Annotated in this window: 16 protein-coding genes and 1 pseudogene; 1 reads left to right on the top strand and 16 read right to left on the bottom strand. The window is 39.2% G+C overall.

The genetic code is table 11. The features are described 5' to 3' along the window. Positions 1-28 precede the first annotated feature (28 nt). Genes APS80_RS00085 through APS80_RS00075 form a run of 3 tightly spaced genes read right to left on the bottom strand, consistent with a single transcriptional unit; the run spans position 29 to position 2,783 of the window. A complete protein-coding gene (locus APS80_RS00085) occupies positions 29-1,483 on the bottom strand; it encodes an ABC transporter ATP-binding protein (protein WP_059106249.1) in 1,455 nt (484 codons plus the stop codon). After that, on the bottom strand, positions 1,480-2,208 hold the full coding sequence (locus APS80_RS00080; RefSeq protein ID WP_059106248.1) for an energy-coupling factor transporter transmembrane component T family protein: 729 nt from the start codon (positions 2,206-2,208) through the stop codon (positions 1,480-1,482). Before APS80_RS00080 ends, APS80_RS00085 begins: the two co-directional genes overlap by 4 nt. Then, the gene (locus APS80_RS00075; protein ID WP_059106247.1) at positions 2,205-2,783 is read right to left on the bottom strand and encodes an MptD family putative ECF transporter S component; all 579 of its coding nucleotides are present in this window, start codon (positions 2,781-2,783) and stop codon (positions 2,205-2,207) included. The genes APS80_RS00080 and APS80_RS00075 overlap by 4 nt, the downstream gene beginning before the upstream one ends. 654 nt (positions 2,784-3,437) lie before the next feature. Here APS80_RS00075 and APS80_RS11060 point away from each other — a divergent pair. Next, complete coding sequence (locus APS80_RS11060; protein WP_258026017.1) at positions 3,438-3,572, top strand: hypothetical protein; 135 nt, start codon at positions 3,438-3,440, stop codon at positions 3,570-3,572. Positions 3,573-3,631: 59 nt separating this feature from the next. On the opposite strand, the gene APS80_RS00065 is transcribed toward APS80_RS11060, so the two are convergent. From APS80_RS00065 to APS80_RS00005, 13 genes and pseudogenes are all read right to left on the bottom strand, one after another. Beyond that, positions 3,632-3,871: a DUF3923 family protein gene (locus APS80_RS00065; RefSeq protein ID WP_059106245.1), complete on the bottom strand. Its 240-nt coding sequence runs from the start codon at positions 3,869-3,871 to the stop codon at positions 3,632-3,634. A gap of 156 nt (positions 3,872-4,027) precedes the next feature. Beyond that, a complete protein-coding gene (locus APS80_RS00060) occupies positions 4,028-4,231 on the bottom strand; it encodes a TM2 domain-containing protein (protein ID WP_059106244.1) in 204 nt (67 codons plus the stop codon). A 117-nt stretch (positions 4,232-4,348) separates the two neighbouring features. Further along, the gene (locus APS80_RS00055; RefSeq protein WP_059106243.1) at positions 4,349-4,672 is read right to left on the bottom strand and encodes a hypothetical protein; all 324 of its coding nucleotides are present in this window, start codon (positions 4,670-4,672) and stop codon (positions 4,349-4,351) included. Between the two features lie 86 nt (positions 4,673-4,758). After that, positions 4,759-6,501, bottom strand: coding sequence for an ABC transporter ATP-binding protein (locus APS80_RS00050; protein ID WP_059106242.1), 1,743 nt, complete (start codon positions 6,499-6,501; stop codon positions 4,759-4,761). Beyond that, the gene (locus APS80_RS00045) at positions 6,498-8,279 is read right to left on the bottom strand and encodes an ABC transporter ATP-binding protein (RefSeq protein WP_059106241.1); all 1,782 of its coding nucleotides are present in this window, start codon (positions 8,277-8,279) and stop codon (positions 6,498-6,500) included. The genes APS80_RS00050 and APS80_RS00045 overlap by 4 nt, the downstream gene beginning before the upstream one ends. Before the next feature lie 353 nt (positions 8,280-8,632). Beyond that, positions 8,633-9,796, bottom strand: coding sequence for a nitrate/nitrite transporter (locus APS80_RS00040; RefSeq protein ID WP_059106240.1), 1,164 nt, complete (start codon positions 9,794-9,796; stop codon positions 8,633-8,635). Positions 9,797-10,299: 503 nt separating this feature from the next. Further along, positions 10,300-10,953, bottom strand: a pseudogene (gene nreC, locus APS80_RS00035) (nitrate respiration regulation response regulator NreC). Positions 10,954-10,955: 2 nt separating this feature from the next. Next, positions 10,956-11,999, bottom strand: coding sequence for a nitrate respiration regulation sensor histidine kinase NreB (gene nreB / locus APS80_RS00030; protein WP_059106352.1), 1,044 nt, complete (start codon positions 11,997-11,999; stop codon positions 10,956-10,958). A gap of 17 nt (positions 12,000-12,016) precedes the next feature. Further along, positions 12,017-12,469 carry a nitrate respiration regulation accessory nitrate sensor NreA gene (gene nreA, locus APS80_RS00025; RefSeq protein WP_059106239.1) on the bottom strand — a complete coding sequence of 151 codons (453 nt, stop codon included), beginning with the start codon at positions 12,467-12,469 and terminating at the stop codon, positions 12,017-12,019. A 13-nt stretch (positions 12,470-12,482) separates the two neighbouring features. Continuing rightward, positions 12,483-13,163 (bottom strand): respiratory nitrate reductase subunit gamma, encoded by a 681-nt coding sequence (narI, locus tag APS80_RS00020; RefSeq protein ID WP_059106238.1) that lies wholly within the window; start codon positions 13,161-13,163, stop codon positions 12,483-12,485. Continuing rightward, positions 13,156-13,731 (bottom strand): nitrate reductase molybdenum cofactor assembly chaperone, encoded by a 576-nt coding sequence (gene narJ / locus APS80_RS00015; protein ID WP_059106237.1) that lies wholly within the window; start codon positions 13,729-13,731, stop codon positions 13,156-13,158. The genes narI and narJ overlap by 8 nt, the downstream gene beginning before the upstream one ends. Continuing rightward, on the bottom strand, positions 13,724-15,277 hold the full coding sequence (gene narH, locus APS80_RS00010) for a nitrate reductase subunit beta (protein WP_059106236.1): 1,554 nt from the start codon (positions 15,275-15,277) through the stop codon (positions 13,724-13,726). The genes narJ and narH overlap by 8 nt, the downstream gene beginning before the upstream one ends. After that, a partial coding sequence (locus APS80_RS00005) for a molybdopterin-dependent oxidoreductase (protein ID WP_157064341.1) occupies positions 15,267-17,314 on the bottom strand: 2,048 nt, incomplete at its 5' end. The genes narH and APS80_RS00005, both read right to left, overlap by 11 nt.

The raw sequence follows: 17,314 nt of genomic DNA, 5'->3' as shown, positions 1-17,314 counted from the left end.
CCTTTGTTCGCTCCCCTCTTCCCCTCAATTACACATCAAAGTAGGCATCTAGCTTTTGTTGCCCTTGTTCATCTAATGGATATTGGTCTATAATTTTCCCTTCCGCAAAATGCAGCACATAACTACATATTTCAGAAATGAGTGCTTTATCATGGGTAATAATCAAAACCATTTTATTGTGGTTCTTAATACTATGAATCAACGCTGCGACCTTTTTCATATGAAATAAATCAAGTCCTGACGTTGGTTCGTCGAAGATAATGATGCGTTTATGACTCATGATTGCTGTCGCTATCGCTAATCTTTGCTTTTCTCCACCAGATAGTGAAAATGGATGGGCTGCCTTTTTGTCGAGTAAATGAATTTGCGCTAACATCTCATCCACTTGGGCATCATCGACCTGTTGATCTAATAATTTCAGTTCTTGTTCTAGATTTTCAGTAAAAAGTTGATTATTCACATCTTGAAATACCATATAACTCTGTTTGAGTAATTGTCGTGATTTAAAGGTATGATTGTCATATGTGACGCGACCTTTAAACCTTTTATTCAAGCCACTCAAGCTTTTCGCAAAGGTAGATTTGCCACTCCCGTTATTACCGATAATAGCCACGACCTCGTTAGTAGGTATCTGAGCAGTTGCGATATCTAACTGTTTTCGTTTGCTGAATCGATCATACGCATAGGTGAAATCTTTAATTTCGATATGCTTGGTCTCTTCAGCAGGTTGTACCAACTTCGCTTTAGTTGGCACAAATCGTAGTCCCATCTCTTCATATTGTGCCGTACTCAATGACTTAAATTGCGCTAAGTCGTAAACAGAAGCTATTTTTCCGTCTTCGATATAAACAATCCGATCTGCATCATTCATAATGTAATCCAAACGATGATCTACAAGGACAATTGTTTTGCCCTCATCTTTTAAATATTGAATCATTTCTTTCAATTTTTTAATACTGTACATATCGAGGTTGGAAGAGGGTTCGTCCAATACAATGATATCTGGATTAGCCAGTAAGACCGTCGCACAAGCGATGATTTGTTTTTCACCGCCTGATAACTCAAAAATGTTGCGATCTAATAAATGCGTAATGTCGAACTGCTGCATCACTTTATCTATACTTGCGGTAATGACAGCGGGATCGATACCTCTATTTTCCAAATTAAAGGCAAGTTCGCTCGTCGTGTCTACATTGTAAAATTGTGTCTTCGGGTTCTGAAACACGCTTCCGACCATTTCCGAAAGTGCATACATCGGTAACTTTGAGATGGGTGTATCGTTCACAGTCACTTCCCCCGTCAGTTCGCCTTCGTGTCCTCTTGGAATGAGCCCATTAATCAATTTCGTAATAGTAGATTTCCCACTTCCTGATTTTCCGCAGAAAAGCACGAGCTCTCCTTGTTTAATGTGTAGCGTAATGTCTTTAATTGCAGGTGTTTCAGCAGCGTCGTATTGAAATGTGACATGATCGAATTTAATCATTGAAAAAATTTCTCCTTAAAGTAAATGACCCATAGAATAAGCATGATAAGCATCAATAATTTATCTAACCAACCCAATTTAACGACACACACATTTGTCCGTTGATTGGGTGCATCAATCCCTCGTGTCATCGCCGTAAATGAGAGATCATTACCGATTTGAACGACGGAAATAATCAGTGGAATAACGCGGTATTCAATTAATTTGGTAAAATGGCGTGTAAATGTGATGCCTCTTAATTTCATTGCATGACTAATATGTTGATATTCTTCTGCAATCGTCGGGAAAAATCTAAAAATAACGGAGATGGGAATAATCACAGTTCGTGGTAATTTTAGTTTCTCCATCGCTGCAATAAATTCACTCACTTTTGTTGAAAATAAAGTAAAGAAACCGACGATGAACCCCGGTAAAATATTCATAAATATGCCAACAATCCCTAATAAAATGAACTGAAGTAGTCCATCGGTAATAGGAACCAACCATTGTTGAATTGCAATAAGTGCAATAAAAACGAGTGTAAAATTGATAAACAAACTGTATCTATGAATACTTAGCAGCAACATTAATGAAAAAAGAGTTAAAATCACACGTAAAATACTTTGCGAACTCCCACTCGAAATTAATATCGTGCTCACGGTCATCGTTAATAAAAGTTTTGTTCTAGGGTCTAGTTGAGCGATGCGATTACGTTGATCCCTTAATGCACTAACCGCAACACTCACACGAGTCCCGCCTTTTTAAAGTGTTTACTGAACATTTTTTTACCTAACCAAGCACCGATTAATGCACCCAGAACCGTTAACACTGCCATTACTGGTAGCGTCCAGAGTGGTGTAACCGCCTCTAATGTAGCCGCATAATCCTGTCCGTAAGATTGTGCAGTTTCTTTCATATATGCATCGCGTGCGATATACATGCGTGAGAAAAAGCCCATAATCCATAACGAGAAGACGACATATCCCCAAGTGATGTATTTGCCATTTGTATAATTACCTTTTTTCATTAATAAATCAGCGAGGAAACCAAAAAGGATGCCTGCAGGAATAAGGATTAAACCACTACCCATGGCCATGAACACAATCCCTAAAATTGCCCCAGTTAATGTAATCATGCCAAATTTATTAATTTTCATGACATACAAAATGAACGGAATACCACAGACAATCGGGCATAAAAATCCTAAAAACGGAATTAAAAATGGAATATACCCCACCATTGACGTTGCAAAAAAGAGTACGATATAAATCGCTGTAAAAATCCCTACGGTAATTAAATCTTTGACTGTTAACTTATTCATTATTTCACTCCCTTAATAGATGTCTTTTTAGCGTGTACAGATATGGTGAAAGACGTTGAGATATAGATTAGGCGAGGCGAAAGGTGAATATTATTGTTAGATTAATCTGAATTTTTAAATATGATGTTGCAAGCTATACACATCACATTCACTCTCCGCCTAAAACCTTTATACAATCTACTAGAATTTTACAATATATCTATACATCTGCTTTTCATATGTAATTTGATATTATATGATAACTTTATGATACAACAGTTGAAAATCATTATCAATTGTAATCTGCATAGTTTTACATTTTAGTGGTGGTGTATACAGCTCGAAATTTTGGAATATCTATATAAGATGGGAATAAAGTGATAGAAATTTATTTTAATTTTGTTATGCTTATAGTGAAGATAGTAATGTGTAAATTAACCATTCAACTGAAGGAGATGGACATGCTACTTAAAAACAAATACTATATGACAATTGTCCTTTTACTTTTAGCTATCGCTATAATCATCTCATTTAATAAACCGTTGATTGCAAACCCAGTGTTTGAAAGGATATTCTATATTTTGCTATCTATAGATTTCATCTTAGTATTTTTTGGAACATTTACTATACATAAGGATAAATAATATGAAGACATCATAGGGGGAGTGGCGTTTCATGGATTTCATCATAAAGTTAATTCATTTCTGCTTTTCACTTTTTTCTATTTGGAGTGGTGCATCTGATCAAATTAGAGATGTAAAAAGAGGATTCAAACGAAAAAAGAAACAAGATACGCCAAAAGCAGAATAACTCACACAAAAAAGAGATTGGACAACACATGATTGCCCAATCTCTTTTTTAATATTCTTTTAATTAACCGACGTTTTCTTACTTGATATTGTAAAGTTTAAGATTGCCCATCCAACCTGAATGACGAATGGAACTAAATAAGCGCAAGCGAGTACCGCAATGTTCAACCATTTCAATTCGGTAGTCTGAACTGCACCTGACGCATCAACATCTCTCATCCATAAGAATACTGAGAAGATCACAAATGACGCAAGTTCAAGTAAGCTGACAATCCACCAAAAAATCCATCTTAATTTCATAATCATCTTCTCCTTAAATTTTAATTTAACTCGAAAATGAGCTGATTATTACTTTTACGTACAATAAATATTTCTTTATGGATTAATTATATCATATTTGATTTTTTAACATCTTAAAAATTAAAATCTAAATATAAATTGTGGAGTCAAAACATGTTAAACTGTGATTTGATTATCTTCATCTGCATCTTTAAGTATCGCTATGATGCCCTCAATCATGCCAATCACGCCAGGTATACCTGTCCAACAAAACAGAATACAGAGGATTCCTAATCCAATTTTCTTACTGTAAAATTTATGGACACCGAACCCTCCTAAAAAGAATGATAACACTGCATAAATATACTTATTTACTTTCATAGTGGCACTCCTTTTTAATAATTCATTTATATATTAGCCTATTCTAATAAAAATAAACAGTTTAAATAGCGTCGTTTCCCTTTTGGCCACTAATGATATGCAACATAATTCCCTTCATTATTTTGAGTTTGTTTTTATTATATTTCCAATAACCTTACTTGCACGATAGCCTTCATAGATATCTTTAACGGTTTTCATCGGTATCTCTGGTAAATCCCTAATTTCGCACATTTTTGCTTTTAATTGTCTATAGGTTATTTTTTCTTTATTCAAAGTTAAGTTCAATAAATACTTATCTAATTGTTCTGTTTCGTCATTAGAGAAACCATATCGTAATAACATTAAATCTCTACTTTTTAAATCAGGCGCTAATTCCTCACGAAGTACATCAATAGCATTTTTAATCAATGAAAGATTGTGTACTAACTCTTCATTATTCATAGGTACCTCCGTAATATATTAATAAGGTGATCGTATTTATTATATTACCCACTTAAAAAGTTTTTAGATGTCACATGCCATCCGCTTCACACTTCATTAACTTGCCAATCGCCGCTTTTACGTTGGAGTGTGACAAGACGATTATATAATGAATCATTGGCCATCAGTTGTTCGTGTTTACCTTTTTCAACCACTCGACCTTCTTTGAGTATGACGATTTGGTCGCAGTGTTCTATCGTTTTGAGTCGATGCGCAATGACGATTACAGTCTTATCTTTAATGAGTTCACTAATCGCATTCTGTATCAGGATTTCATTTTCAGGATCGAGGGATGCGGTAGCTTCATCTAATAATACAATCGGTGCTTGTTTTAAAAAGGCTCTCGCTATAGATAAACGCTGACGTTCACCACCAGAAAGGGTTTGTCCGTTCTCACCGATGACCGTGTCTAATCCATTGGGTAGTCTTTCGATAAACGCGGTACAGTTTGCTAGTGCAGCAGCTTGATAAACTTCCTCATCCGTCGCTGCACGATTACCAATCTTGATGTTATTAAATACAGTATCGTTAAACAGAATGACATCTTGGAACACTATCGAATAGTAAGATAATAATTTCTCTGGATGGATGTCATTAATATCGTGGCCATCAATCATAATCGAACCATGATGTGTATCCCAAAAACGTGCAGCTAGCTTAGCTAACGTACTTTTACCACAACCAGAAGGACCGACTAATGCGGTGATTTCACCTTGGTGTGCTGTAAAAAAGACACCATGAATCACTTCTTTATCGTTATAACCAAAAGCGACATTACGGAATTCGATGTCAAATTGTGTTAGTTCAACATCTGAGGAGCCACCTTGTTCTTCAATTTCGAAAATTGTTTTAATACGTCTCGCGCTAACAAGCGAATAAATAAATTCTCCAATTTTATAAAGTGAATTCGTTAACGGATCATATATCCGCACGGCTACGAAAATAAACAGTATAAATCCGAGCACGGTTAACTGCTGCTGTACCAATAAGTAGGTTCCAAGCAACACCACAATACCTAAACCAATTCGTAAAATATTATACGAAATAGAGATGAAGATCCCTACAAGCATTTCATATAACACAGCCCATGGGACTACCGATTTAATCGTACGTGTTAACCGTTGAATGTAATGCTCTTTTTGACTTGAAGACTTAATGACTTTGATATTCTCAAAGAACTCTTGAAGGCCTTCTGAAATATTTAATTTCAACTGTCTATTTTTCCGATTCGTTGGTGTCGTCGCAAATTTCGAAATGACTATAAAAAGTAACGCAATCGGCATGCATAGGAAAAGTGCTAAAGTCATTTGCCAATTGTAAAAGGCCAATACAAACGTAATAAAGAAACTAGATAAAATGCCAGCCGCTAAATTCGCAAAGTCACTCGTCAATTGTTTTTCTATCACGGACACATCATCCATCAAGGTACTGGTAAAATCACTCAGATCCTTTTCACCTAAATACGATAATGGTAATTTACGAAACTTTTCCGCTAAACGCAGCCGCATTTTCGCGGATTCTGTACCAGAATTGATATACATTTGTTGATAGGTTACCAAATAGATAACGAAAATCACGATTAAGAGTGCGATACATGCAACGAGATAACCCCATAGTGGAATTGGACCTGATTGAGTCCCTTGAATATGCTGAATCATGTCATCAATCAGCATGATAAACAGAATGACAGGTAACACGACAGAAATTTGATGTAATGTAGTCAAAAACGTCGTTTTATATAAATCTTTCTTCCCTGGATCGGTCAATGAAAATAATTGTTGTATGTTCATCCTGTCACCCCTATCTTCCAGCTCACACTTTGTTGATAATCTCGATACATCTTCGCATAAACACCATCTAATTCCATCAGCTCAGCATGTTGTCCTCTTTCGACAAGCGCACCTTCATCCATAACTAAAATTTGATCCGCATGTGTAATCGTTGATAAGCGGTGTGCGATCATGAGTACCGTCTTATCCTTCATCACTGAATTTAATGCTTTCTGTATTTTGTATTCATTTTCAGCATCACTAAAGGCAGTTGCTTCATCCAACAATACGATAGGGGCATCTTTTAATATCGCCCGCGCAATCGCAATACGTTGAATCTCGCCTCCTGAAAGATAAACACCTTCCGTGCCAAATACGGTATCCAACCCTTGAGGCATCTTGTCTATAATTTCTCGACACTGTGCTTGATCTACTGCACGTTCCACTGCTTCTATGCTCGCATCCGGACGGTAGAAGCGTATATTTTCCAACAAACTCATCTTAAATAACTTGGTTTCTTGAAAAACATAACTGATATGGGCCATTAAATCATCGTAGTTTAACTCTCGCACATCAACGTCACCAATCTTCACGTCTCCTTCATCAATGTCATAAAAGCGTGTAATCAAATTAAAAATAGTAGATTTTCCGCTTCCTGAAGGCCCAACAATAGCAGTCACTGAGTTAGAAGGACTTTCAAAGGTCAAATCACAGATTGCAGGATGACGCATACCTTCATAAGTAAAAGATACTTCCTCAAATTTGACGTCATAATCTTCTGACATTTTTAACTGATGACCAGTGGGTAATGGTTCAGCTTGATAAACCGTTTCTTCCAAACTGTCCATCGCATGAAAAATAATCATCGCTTTATAAGAACTTTCCATGATACGCATTAACATAAATGCGACTAATGGGGTGAAAATGACAAAGAACGTATAGCTTAATAACATGTCTACCTGGCTATCTGTGTGATTGAAGAAGATAATCGCTGCTGGAATTAAGAAAGCGAATATCCCGTAAACACAAACGATGTAGCCACTCATCGCATTTTTCATCGACAGGGCATATTTAATCGTAAAGTCTCTATAATTTTCAATAGCTTGGTTGAACACTTTAAATGAAAAGACGGTTTGCCCAAATACTTTCACTACTGCGATGCCTCGCACGTATTCGACTACATCATTTCCCATACTTGTCGATGCATCCTGATACTGTTCAAGGAATTTTTCACTCTCTCCACCCATCATAAATCGCAGCAACATAAAGCCGAGAATGACCGGTACGAGACACACGAGTGATAATCTCCAATCAAAGATGAAGATCAATACTAAGAACGCGACTGGTGTCGTCAGTGCTTGCGCCATGTCAGGCACTTGGTGTGCGATGTAATGTTCCACCTCTTCTGTGTTCTTTTCAACGAGCTTTCTCAGTTTCCCTGTTTGATGCTTTTGAAAATATCCGAGTGGCAGTTTCTTCATATAGTCGATCAATTGGATGCGATACCTAGCGACCGTATTAAATGCGACGATATGTGAAAGTAATAACGCCAAACCATACAATGCAAAAGCACCCGATACGTATAAGACTGCTTGCCATCCATGTGCTGTCATATGGTCGATGACGGCTTGCGTTAAACCGTTTTTTGCCGTTAACATCTCTTCTACGACATAATAAACGTGTAAGTATGCACCGAGACTCACCACACTTGAAATAATCGAGATCGCGATGGCACCATAAAACAAGTAAACGTAATTTCCCATCAGTTTCGTTAATTTTGACAGATTTTTATTTTTCATAGGCGTTGTCGTGTAACTTACTCCCTCAATTACACATGCTCCTTCCCTATTTCATACGCATCATACACTCCCATGTCTATATTGCGAGTTGGTGAAAATATATGATGCGATTGTGTTTTGATTACATACTTCTTCCTATTCTCGGTTATTTTTTAAAATATTTATTGAGAATCGTTTTCAATTATCATCTTATGAGACCGCTCACATTTTGTCAAATAGGGATGAGATTTTATAGACTTGGCTCAACTCAAAAACACCAATTCCTACTTAAAAATAGAAATTGGTGTTTCATATTCATTTTCAATATTAAGCTTTCATTTTCCCAAACTATCATGCGTGCCTATAACTCAAGCTTATTTCGCAGTGGCGTATTCTTTCTTGTACAGATGTAACATCGTTAAGAAAGCGATGACCCCGAACACTGCGAGTAAGATAAATGCGAGATGACTTGTTCCGGTTAATCCTGTGACGTATGTAATCACAAGTGGTGGGAAGAAACCACCTAAACCACCCATCATCGATACGACACCATTGGCTGAACCTGCTGCGCCTGTAAAGTATGAAGGCACGAGTTTGAAGATTAACCCATTACCTAACCCTGCACAGATACTGATTAATAAGCAGCCGATTGTAAAGAGAACGATGTGACTGGATAAGCCTAAGATGACTGCACCCGCAATCAAGAATACAAAGTCTACCATCAAGGCTTTTACGGCATTGAATTTGTCCCCGATAATCCCTCCGAGTGGTCGAAGGAATGTCGCTAAGGCAATGAACACGCCTGAACGAATACCGGCATCGACCTTATCAATGCCAAATTGTTCTACGAGATAGTTCGGTAAGAATAAACCGAATGCGACAAATGCGCCGAAAGTGATAAAGTACCATAAGCTGAGATAGTACGTTTTATAGTTCGCAAATAAGTCTTTCATTTGTGATACGAGCGGTACTTTCACTTTTTTCTCGTTACCGTCTCCAAGGAAGAACATCAATATCGCAAAGAGTGCGATAAAGATTAAGTAAGAACGAACCGTTGTTTGCCATCCGATGATTCCTGCAATCGGTGGTGCTAAGAATGAAGATACGGCAGTCCCAATATTACCCATGCCGTAAATCCCGTTAGCTAAACCGACTTTTTCTTTTGCGAAGTATTTCGGTACTGATGTTACACCGACTGAGAAAATCGCGCCCCCAACACCTAGGAAGAAACCAGATGCCATTAACATGCCGGGAGATTGTGCTTGGCTTAAGAAGTAAATTGGAAATAATAAGATTATAAAACTACAGAAGAAGACCCATTTGGCACCGATGACATTGGTTAAATAACCAAACGGTACACGCAAAATAGACCCGAGTATGACAGGAATCGCTACGATAATCGATAACTGCCCCGCTGACATGTTGATGTCTTGTGAGATGTATGGCATCAAGGGCGAGATGATGCTCCAGGCCATAAATCCAACGACCAAACTCAACGTTTGTAATGTAAGCTGAAAACCACCTTTTGTCTTAAACATTTTTTCACCTTCATTGAATAAAATTCAGGTTAGTACATCGGTTGTAAGCGATTATCATACTGTAAGGCATGTGTCTGTCGTTCTGTTCTAGCAATGTACTAACGATAATTTTAGTCTAGAATAATTGTGAAAATATGAACATAAGGAGATCCCCTATCTTTAATCGGTGGTTTCCCTATACCTGAAACGGGGAGGTTATGAGGCCAGGATGTGCCTAAGTTTCGGGGGACTTCTACAACTGAAACGGCGAGATGATGAGACAAGGATGCACCCAACTTTCGGAGCTTCCACACCTGATTTAGCCATCTCACATGGCCAATTCGTGTCTAAATTTAGGAATCCCTCCACCTGAAATAGCAAACTTATAAAAGCCTTCCTCAGCTTGTCCATCCCCGCTACACCACCACGCCAAAGCATGATTGGGGTTTTTTAATACTCAGTGGACAATCGCACCACGACAAAAAAGCAGGGACGTGAGAGACATCCCTGCTAATACTAACAATTTAAAATTCGAGTAGTTTCTTTTTCAATGCATATTCGACAAGCTCTGGCTTAGACTTCAAGTCGAGTTTCGTCATGATATGCGTTTTATGTGCCTCAACGGTTTTCACTGAGACGAATAATTTTTCTGCAATTTCTTTGTTGCCGTAACCTTTTGCGACGAGTGGTAGAATTTCAAGTTCGCGTTTGGATAAAATTTTAAATGGATCGTTCGTCGCTTCTTCTTCCGATTTCGAATTGTTCACAAACTCGTTGACGAGTGAGGTGGTCATTTTCATATCGACGTAAGTATCCCCTTGATACACGGTACGCACAGCTAACACGAGTTGTTCGTCGGGTGCGTTTTTCAATATATAGCCCTTTGCGCCGTTTTTCAGCACATGAAATAAATATTCTTCATCGTCATACATCGTTAAGATGAGGATTTTCGTATCTGAGAAGCTCTCGGCAATCTTACTCGTCGCAATCAAGCCGGATTCCCCTGGTGGCATACTCAAATCCATGATTAAAACATCGGGTTTGTGCTACATGACTTTCTGATACGCTTCTCTTCCATCAGCGGCAGTATCGACGACTTCCATATCTTCTTGAAAGTTCAAAATCATTGAAAATCCCGTTCTTACTACTGCATGGTCGTCTGCGATAACTATTTTCAAATCTATTCCCCCAACATGTGCGAAATAGGTACATCGAGTGTAATAATGGTGCCCTTACCAAGTTGTGTATCGATGTTTACATTCCCTCGCACTAATTCTGCACGTTCATTCATGCCGTACAGTCCGAGCCCTGTGCCTTTAGGGCGGCTATGTGGATTAAAACCTTTACCCCGATCGATCACTTCCGCAATCAAGTGGGTATCCATATCTTGAATACTGACCTCAATTTGATCAACCCCTGCGTATTTTAATGCATTGAGTACCCCTTCTTGGACAATACGATATACGACGGTTTCAATCTCACTATCGTAGCGGTTTTTTCCTGTATTGGATTGATAATTAATCAACAATCCATAATTTTCTTCAATTTGTTTAAAATAAGACTTAAATGCGGCGTTGAGACCGAGATCATCTAACGAAGAAGGTCTCAGTTCAACGGATAAGTTACGAATACTATCGATTAAATTAGACATCAATCCTTCGATATAATCCGTTTTATCGGTCATTTTTTCAAAATCTTGTTGATATTTTAATAAGCGGAGTTCAATATCAATATTTAACATTTCTTGGACGATACTATCGTGTAATTCACGCGAAATACGCTTGCGTTCATTTTCCTGAGCTGCGATCGTTTTACTGATCATTTGACGCTGATAAATCTTCTCTTGGCGTTCAATTTGTGGTGAAATATTGAGGAGCGTCAACGCATAAATACGTCGTGTCTCATCGATGCACTTGTATGTCGCAATAAAGGGTTGAACGGTGCCATCCACGGTCTTCATAAACACTTGAAAGCTTGAGTCATTCGGTGTCGTCGTATCGAGGAAACAGTTCACACAACTCTGGAGTGCATACTCATTCGTATAACCTTCACAGTGATTACAAATCGCATTTGGCATCATGCCGTAATTATTATCTTCTGAGATGATTTCTTTTGCGACATCATTCATCGCGATGACTTTACCTTCGTGATCGACAAACACAATCTTCTCATTTGTCGTTTCGTAGTATCGCTGTAATAATTGATCTAATTGTCTTTCTTTCATACGTTGCAATTGATCACCTACATTTCTTCACTAAATACACTTAATCTACCCGTAATATCGATCGTTTGATAATGTGCAGGCAATGCCTTCCCGTTGCGTTGACCTAACAGTAAGACACCCCAGAGCTCTCCTTCAAACCATAAAGGGATGACGATGACACTCGTTAAATTTTCACTTAACAAGATGGGGAATCTCACGCGATCTTTGTCTGGGACTTCTTGGCTGACATCTTCAATGATCATGCGCTTCCCAGTCTTCATGACATTGCCAGCGAGCCCTCTACCCTTTTTTAAAATAATCAGTTTATACCTTTCATTCGTATTCCCAGATACGAACTGCCATTTGATCGGTGCACTTGGTCGAAATAACTCAGGTGTTGCAATGGCTGCAAAATCAAAGCCTTCCGCTATTCTTAATTGTTCTAAATCATTTTGTAACGTACGCGTCTCCACATATGGTACAGGCAACAATCATTCTTCCTCTCTAACTGATTTTGTTCTTACGGTAAATGATGTATCTTCTATTCGCGTAAGTGAGTGGCACACTCCATACGTGGACCAATCGCGTGAACGGCCAACATGCTAAAATTGTAAATCCAAGGAAAATGTGGATTTTAAATGATAGCGGCACATCTACCATAAGGTTTGCATTCGGTGAAAATGTAAAGAGATGTCTAAACCAGATTGAAATCGTCTGACGATAATCAAAATCTGGTGCCACTGCGTTCGTTACTAATGTGGAGTAACATCCCATAAACAAAATCACAATTAATAGGAAATTAACAAACATATCTGATGCAGAACTGAGCTTTCTGACGTTCTTTATCGTCACTCTTCTTGCAGTTAATAACAACATACCTATTAACGTCATTATACCAAAGATGCTCCCAATATACACGGCACCGAAGTGGTATAAATGATTGCTCACACCTAAACCTGAGATCCATTCTGCTGGTATGGCAAGCCCTACCACGTGTCCTAAGAATACCGGGATGACACCGAGGTGAAAGAGCAAGCTTCCCCATTTCAGACGTTTCTTCTCTATGAATTCACTGGATTTCGCAGTCCATGAAAATTGATCGTATTTATAGCGTGCAATGTGTCCGACGACAAAAATCGCGACGCATAGATATGGATAAATAATCCATAAGAATTGGTTAAGCATGCGAGCTCACCCCTTTAGGATCAGCAAGGCAAGCTTTGAGCGTTTCTCTCAATGCACGCACGACATGCGCATACGGGTTGTGTTCTTGTGCTAAATGATTGGCCATTTCATATGTACCATCTTCAATGATCATGATGACGAGTTGAATATTACCCTCAGCGCGAGGATCATTCTCCCAGTTCGCGACTTGTAAAAATTGCAGCATGAGTGGGAGATAATCCGATAGTTCGTTGTCTACCATTTTTAAGCCGAACATTTCATAAAGTACTTTGAGTTTCGCTAACATTTGCCCACGCTCTTTTTGGGTATCAAATTTGTTGTAAGTCATGTAGAGCGGGGCTTTTTTACTAAAATCGAATGTATCTGTATAAATCGCTTTGATTTCAGATAATGAATATTGCTGCATTTTCTCGTGGTATAATTTCAATTCTTCATAACCTGGATGGGACGGTTCGATCGTTTGTTGAAAGGTCTTCGGATGAAACGTTAATTTTTCGGGAAAATTTAATTGTTGCGCAATGTAACCGAGACTGTCTTGGTAATAGCGATAATTCGTTAAATTAATCACGGAAGATCCCTCCATAGAAATTATCATTATAAATTTCTTGTCCTGTCTTACCTGCGCCCACCGGTACACCACAGCCTTCACAATTTGCGCCAAAGTATTCGCCACCATAACCTTGACTACCTTGGGCACGATACGTATCTAGGTACGTTTCTTTATGAGATGTCGGAATGACGAAACGATCTTCGTACTTCGCGATTGCGAGCAAGCGATACATGTCTTTCATTTGTTGTTCGGTTAACTCAAGGCGTTCGAGTTTATGTGTTTCAAACGGTTTGCCTGTCACTTGTGCTCTCATATAGCTACGCATCATAGCCATGCGTTGTAATGCGAGTTTCACTGGTTTCGTGTCTCCTGCCGTAAATAAACTTGCGAGGTATTCGATTGGTAAACGCATTTCTTCAATTGCAGGGAAGATCATATCTGGATTTTGGCCTGCGTTTTGCCCTTCAAAATAACTCATGATTGGGCTGAGTGGTGGGCAATACCAAACCATCGGCATCGTTCTGAACTCTGGGTGTAATGGGAATGCCATTTTATATTCGATCGCTAATTTATAGATTGGAGAGTTCTGTGCTGCTGCGATCCATTCATACGTAATACCATCTTTTTCAGCTTGTTCAATGACATCTTCATCATAAGGATTTAAGAAGATGTCGAGTTGTTTTTCGTATAAATCTTTTTCATCTGTCGCAGAAGCCGCTTCTTGAACACGGTCTGCATCGTAAAGTAACACGCCTAAATATCTCATACGGCCGGTACATGTTTCGGAACAAACAGTCGGTAACCCTTCTTCAATTCTAGGGAAGCAGAATGTACATTTTTCAGCTTTATTCGTCTTCCAGTTGAAGTAAACTTTTTTATACGGGCAACCTGTCATACAGTAACGCCAGCCACGACATGCATCTTGGTCGACGAGGACGATACCGTCTTCATCACGTTTGTACATCGCACCTGATGGACAAGACGCCACACAACTCGGGTTAAGACAGTGTTCACATAGACGTGGTAAATACATCATGAATGTTTCATCGAATTGGAATTTGATATCTTCTTCGATGCGTTGAATGTTCGGATCTTCCAGGCCTGTCACATGTGCACCTGCTAAGTCATCCTCCCAGTTTGGTCCCCATTCTAAATCCAGCTTTTCACCTGAGATGAGTGAGTGTGCTTTTGCCACTGGAGAATGATTCCCTTGTTTCGCTTGTGTCAAATGTTCATAGTTATATGTCCAAGGTTCGTAGTAATCTTTAATCAATGGCATATCTGGGTTGTAAAAGATTTTACCGAGTGCAATCTTCGAGATACGGCTCCCTGATTTGAGTTGGAGTTTTCCTTTTTTATTGAGCACCCAACCCCCTTTATATGTTTCTTGATCTTCCCAGCGTTTTGGATATCCCATGCCTGGTTTCGTTTCTACGTTGTTAAACCACATGTACTCAGCACCTGGTCGATTCGTCCACGTGTTTTTACATGTGACGCTACATGTATGACATCCGATACATTTGTCTAAGTTCAATACCATTGCGATTTGTGCTTTAATCTTCAAGCCAATTGACCTCCTTCATTTTTCTTACTGCGACATAAACATCTCTTTGGTTTCCAATCGGACCATAATAGTTGAAGTGGTAACTGATCTGCGCGTAACCACCAACGAGTTGTGTCGGTTTCAAATGAATTCTTGTAGGTGCATTGTGTGAACCGCCTCGTGTATCTGTAATTTCTGATCCAGGTGTTTCAATATGTTTATCTTGTGCGTGGTACATGTACATCGTGCCACGTGGCATACGGTGAGACGTCACGGCTCTCGCTGTAACGACACCGTTTCTGTTGTAGACTTCTAGCCAGTCGTTATCGTTAATACCGTGCGCTTTCGCATCTTCATTGGATAACCACACGACCGGGCCACCACGGAAGAGCGTTAACATGTGTTGGTTATCTTGGTAAGTAGAGTGAATGTTCCATTTACCATGGGGTGTTAAATATCTAAGAACGAGCGCATCTTGTCCGCCTTTCACTTGTTTATCTCTCGTACCAAAGACCATCGGCGGTAATGTCGGTTTATATACAGGTAGACTTTCGCCGAATTGTTGGAAGACTTCGTGATCGATGTAGTAACTTTGTCTGCCAGTTAACGTTCTAAATGGTACAAGGCGTTCCACGTTCGTCGTAAAAGGTGAGTAACGTCTGCCGTTTTTGTTAGACCCTGGGAAGACTGCGGTCGGGATCACTTCCCTCGGTTGTGCTGTAATATTAAGGAACGATAATTTTTCCGCTTCACGCGCACTAGAGATATCTTTCAATTCCATACCAGTTTGCGATTCCAAATCCCCATATGCTTTTTGAGATAATTTCCCGTTCGTTGCTGAAGATACATTTAGGATCGCATCCGCAACTTTTCGTGCAGTATCGAGTCTAGGACGGTCATTTCTAATCGATTCCGTATCTTCGTCATTCCATGTACCAATCATGCTTTTCAGTTCTTGATATTGATCGTAAGCACTATAGCTCACACCGTGTGCACCGATCTTGCCATTTTCTAATAATGGGCCGAGTGTGACGTGTTTATCGTAAATTTTTGTATAATCACGTTCGACGATTTTAAAGTTTGGCATTGTTTTACCAGGTACTGCTTCGATTTCACCTTTCGTCCAGTCTTTCACTTTGCCGTATGGTGTTGCGATCTCTTGTTTAGAGTCATGACCAAGTGGCGTCGTTACCACATCTTTATACGTGCCTGGAAGATAATCCTTCGCCATTTCTGACACGGCTTTGGCTAATGTTTTATAAATATCCCAGTCTGAGCGTGACTCCCATAATGGATCGATTGCTGGATTAAATGGATGGACGAACGGATGCATGTCCGTTGATGAAATATCGTGTTTTTCGTACCACGTCGCTGCAGGGAGTACGATGTCGGAATAAAGTGGTGTCGCTGTCATTCTGAAATCGAGCGATACGAGTAGATCGAGTTTACCGATCGTATCTTCACGCCATTTAATTTCTTCTGGTTTATCATCTTCGTTCGGTTCTGCCATGAGTCCTGATTTCGTACCTAATAAGTGTTTCATGAAGTACTCTTGACCTTTAGCGGAACTTGAGATTAAGTTCGAACGCCATACAAATAATGTCTTAGGATGATTTTTCTTCAAGTCTGGGTCTTCAATCGCAAATTGCGTTTCTTTAGATTTCACCGATTCAACGGCATTTTTAATGATCGCTTTATCTGAATCATCCCCATTTTCTTTTGCTTCCTCACCGAAGAGTAAACTGTTTTTATTAAACTGCGGGTAAGAAGGAAGCCAACCTAACCGTGCTGCTAAGACGTTGTAATCAGCCGGATGCTGATGTTTGATGTTGTTCGCGAGTGGAGATTTCAATTTATCGACGCTTGATTCTTCGTATTTCCATTGATCTGTCGCAAAGTAGAACCAGCTTGTTCCATTTTGGAGACGTGGTGCTGGAATCCAGTCTTTCGCGAATGCGACCGTGTTCCAACCTTCGATCGGACGACATTTTTCCTGACCTACGTAATGCGCCCAACCGCCACCGTTAACGCCTTGGCAACCGCACAACATCACGAGAT

The organism is Staphylococcus auricularis (genome assembly GCF_001500315.1).
Classification (GTDB): Bacteria; Bacillota; Bacilli; order Staphylococcales; family Staphylococcaceae; genus Staphylococcus; species Staphylococcus auricularis.
The sequence above is the reverse complement of the archived record's forward strand: the minus strand, read 5'-3'. Positions and strand labels throughout refer to the sequence as shown.

Coding starts and splice junctions, on each gene's coding strand:
- APS80_RS00085 (WP_059106249.1), bottom strand. CDS start 1,483: ATGATTAAATTCGATCATGTCACATTTCAATACGACGCTGCTGAAACA.
- APS80_RS00075 (WP_059106247.1), bottom strand. CDS start 2,783: ATGAATAAGTTAACAGTCAAAGATTTAATTACCGTAGGGATTTTTACA.
- APS80_RS11060 (WP_258026017.1), top strand. CDS start 3,438: ATGGATTTCATCATAAAGTTAATTCATTTCTGCTTTTCACTTTTTTCT.
- APS80_RS00065 (WP_059106245.1), bottom strand. CDS start 3,871: ATGAAATTAAGATGGATTTTTTGGTGGATTGTCAGCTTACTTGAACTT.
- APS80_RS00060 (WP_059106244.1), bottom strand. CDS start 4,231: ATGAAAGTAAATAAGTATATTTATGCAGTGTTATCATTCTTTTTAGGA.
- APS80_RS00055 (WP_059106243.1), bottom strand. CDS start 4,672: ATGAATAATGAAGAGTTAGTACACAATCTTTCATTGATTAAAAATGCT.
- APS80_RS00050 (WP_059106242.1), bottom strand. CDS start 6,501: ATGAACATACAACAATTATTTTCATTGACCGATCCAGGGAAGAAAGAT.
- APS80_RS00045 (WP_059106241.1), bottom strand. CDS start 8,279: ATGAAAAATAAAAATCTGTCAAAATTAACGAAACTGATGGGAAATTAC.
- APS80_RS00040 (WP_059106240.1), bottom strand. CDS start 9,796: ATGTTTAAGACAAAAGGTGGTTTTCAGCTTACATTACAAACGTTGAGT.
- nreB (WP_059106352.1), bottom strand. CDS start 11,999: ATGAAAGAAAGACAATTAGATCAATTATTACAGCGATACTACGAAACG.
- narI (WP_059106238.1), bottom strand. CDS start 13,163: ATGCTTAACCAATTCTTATGGATTATTTATCCATATCTATGCGTCGCG.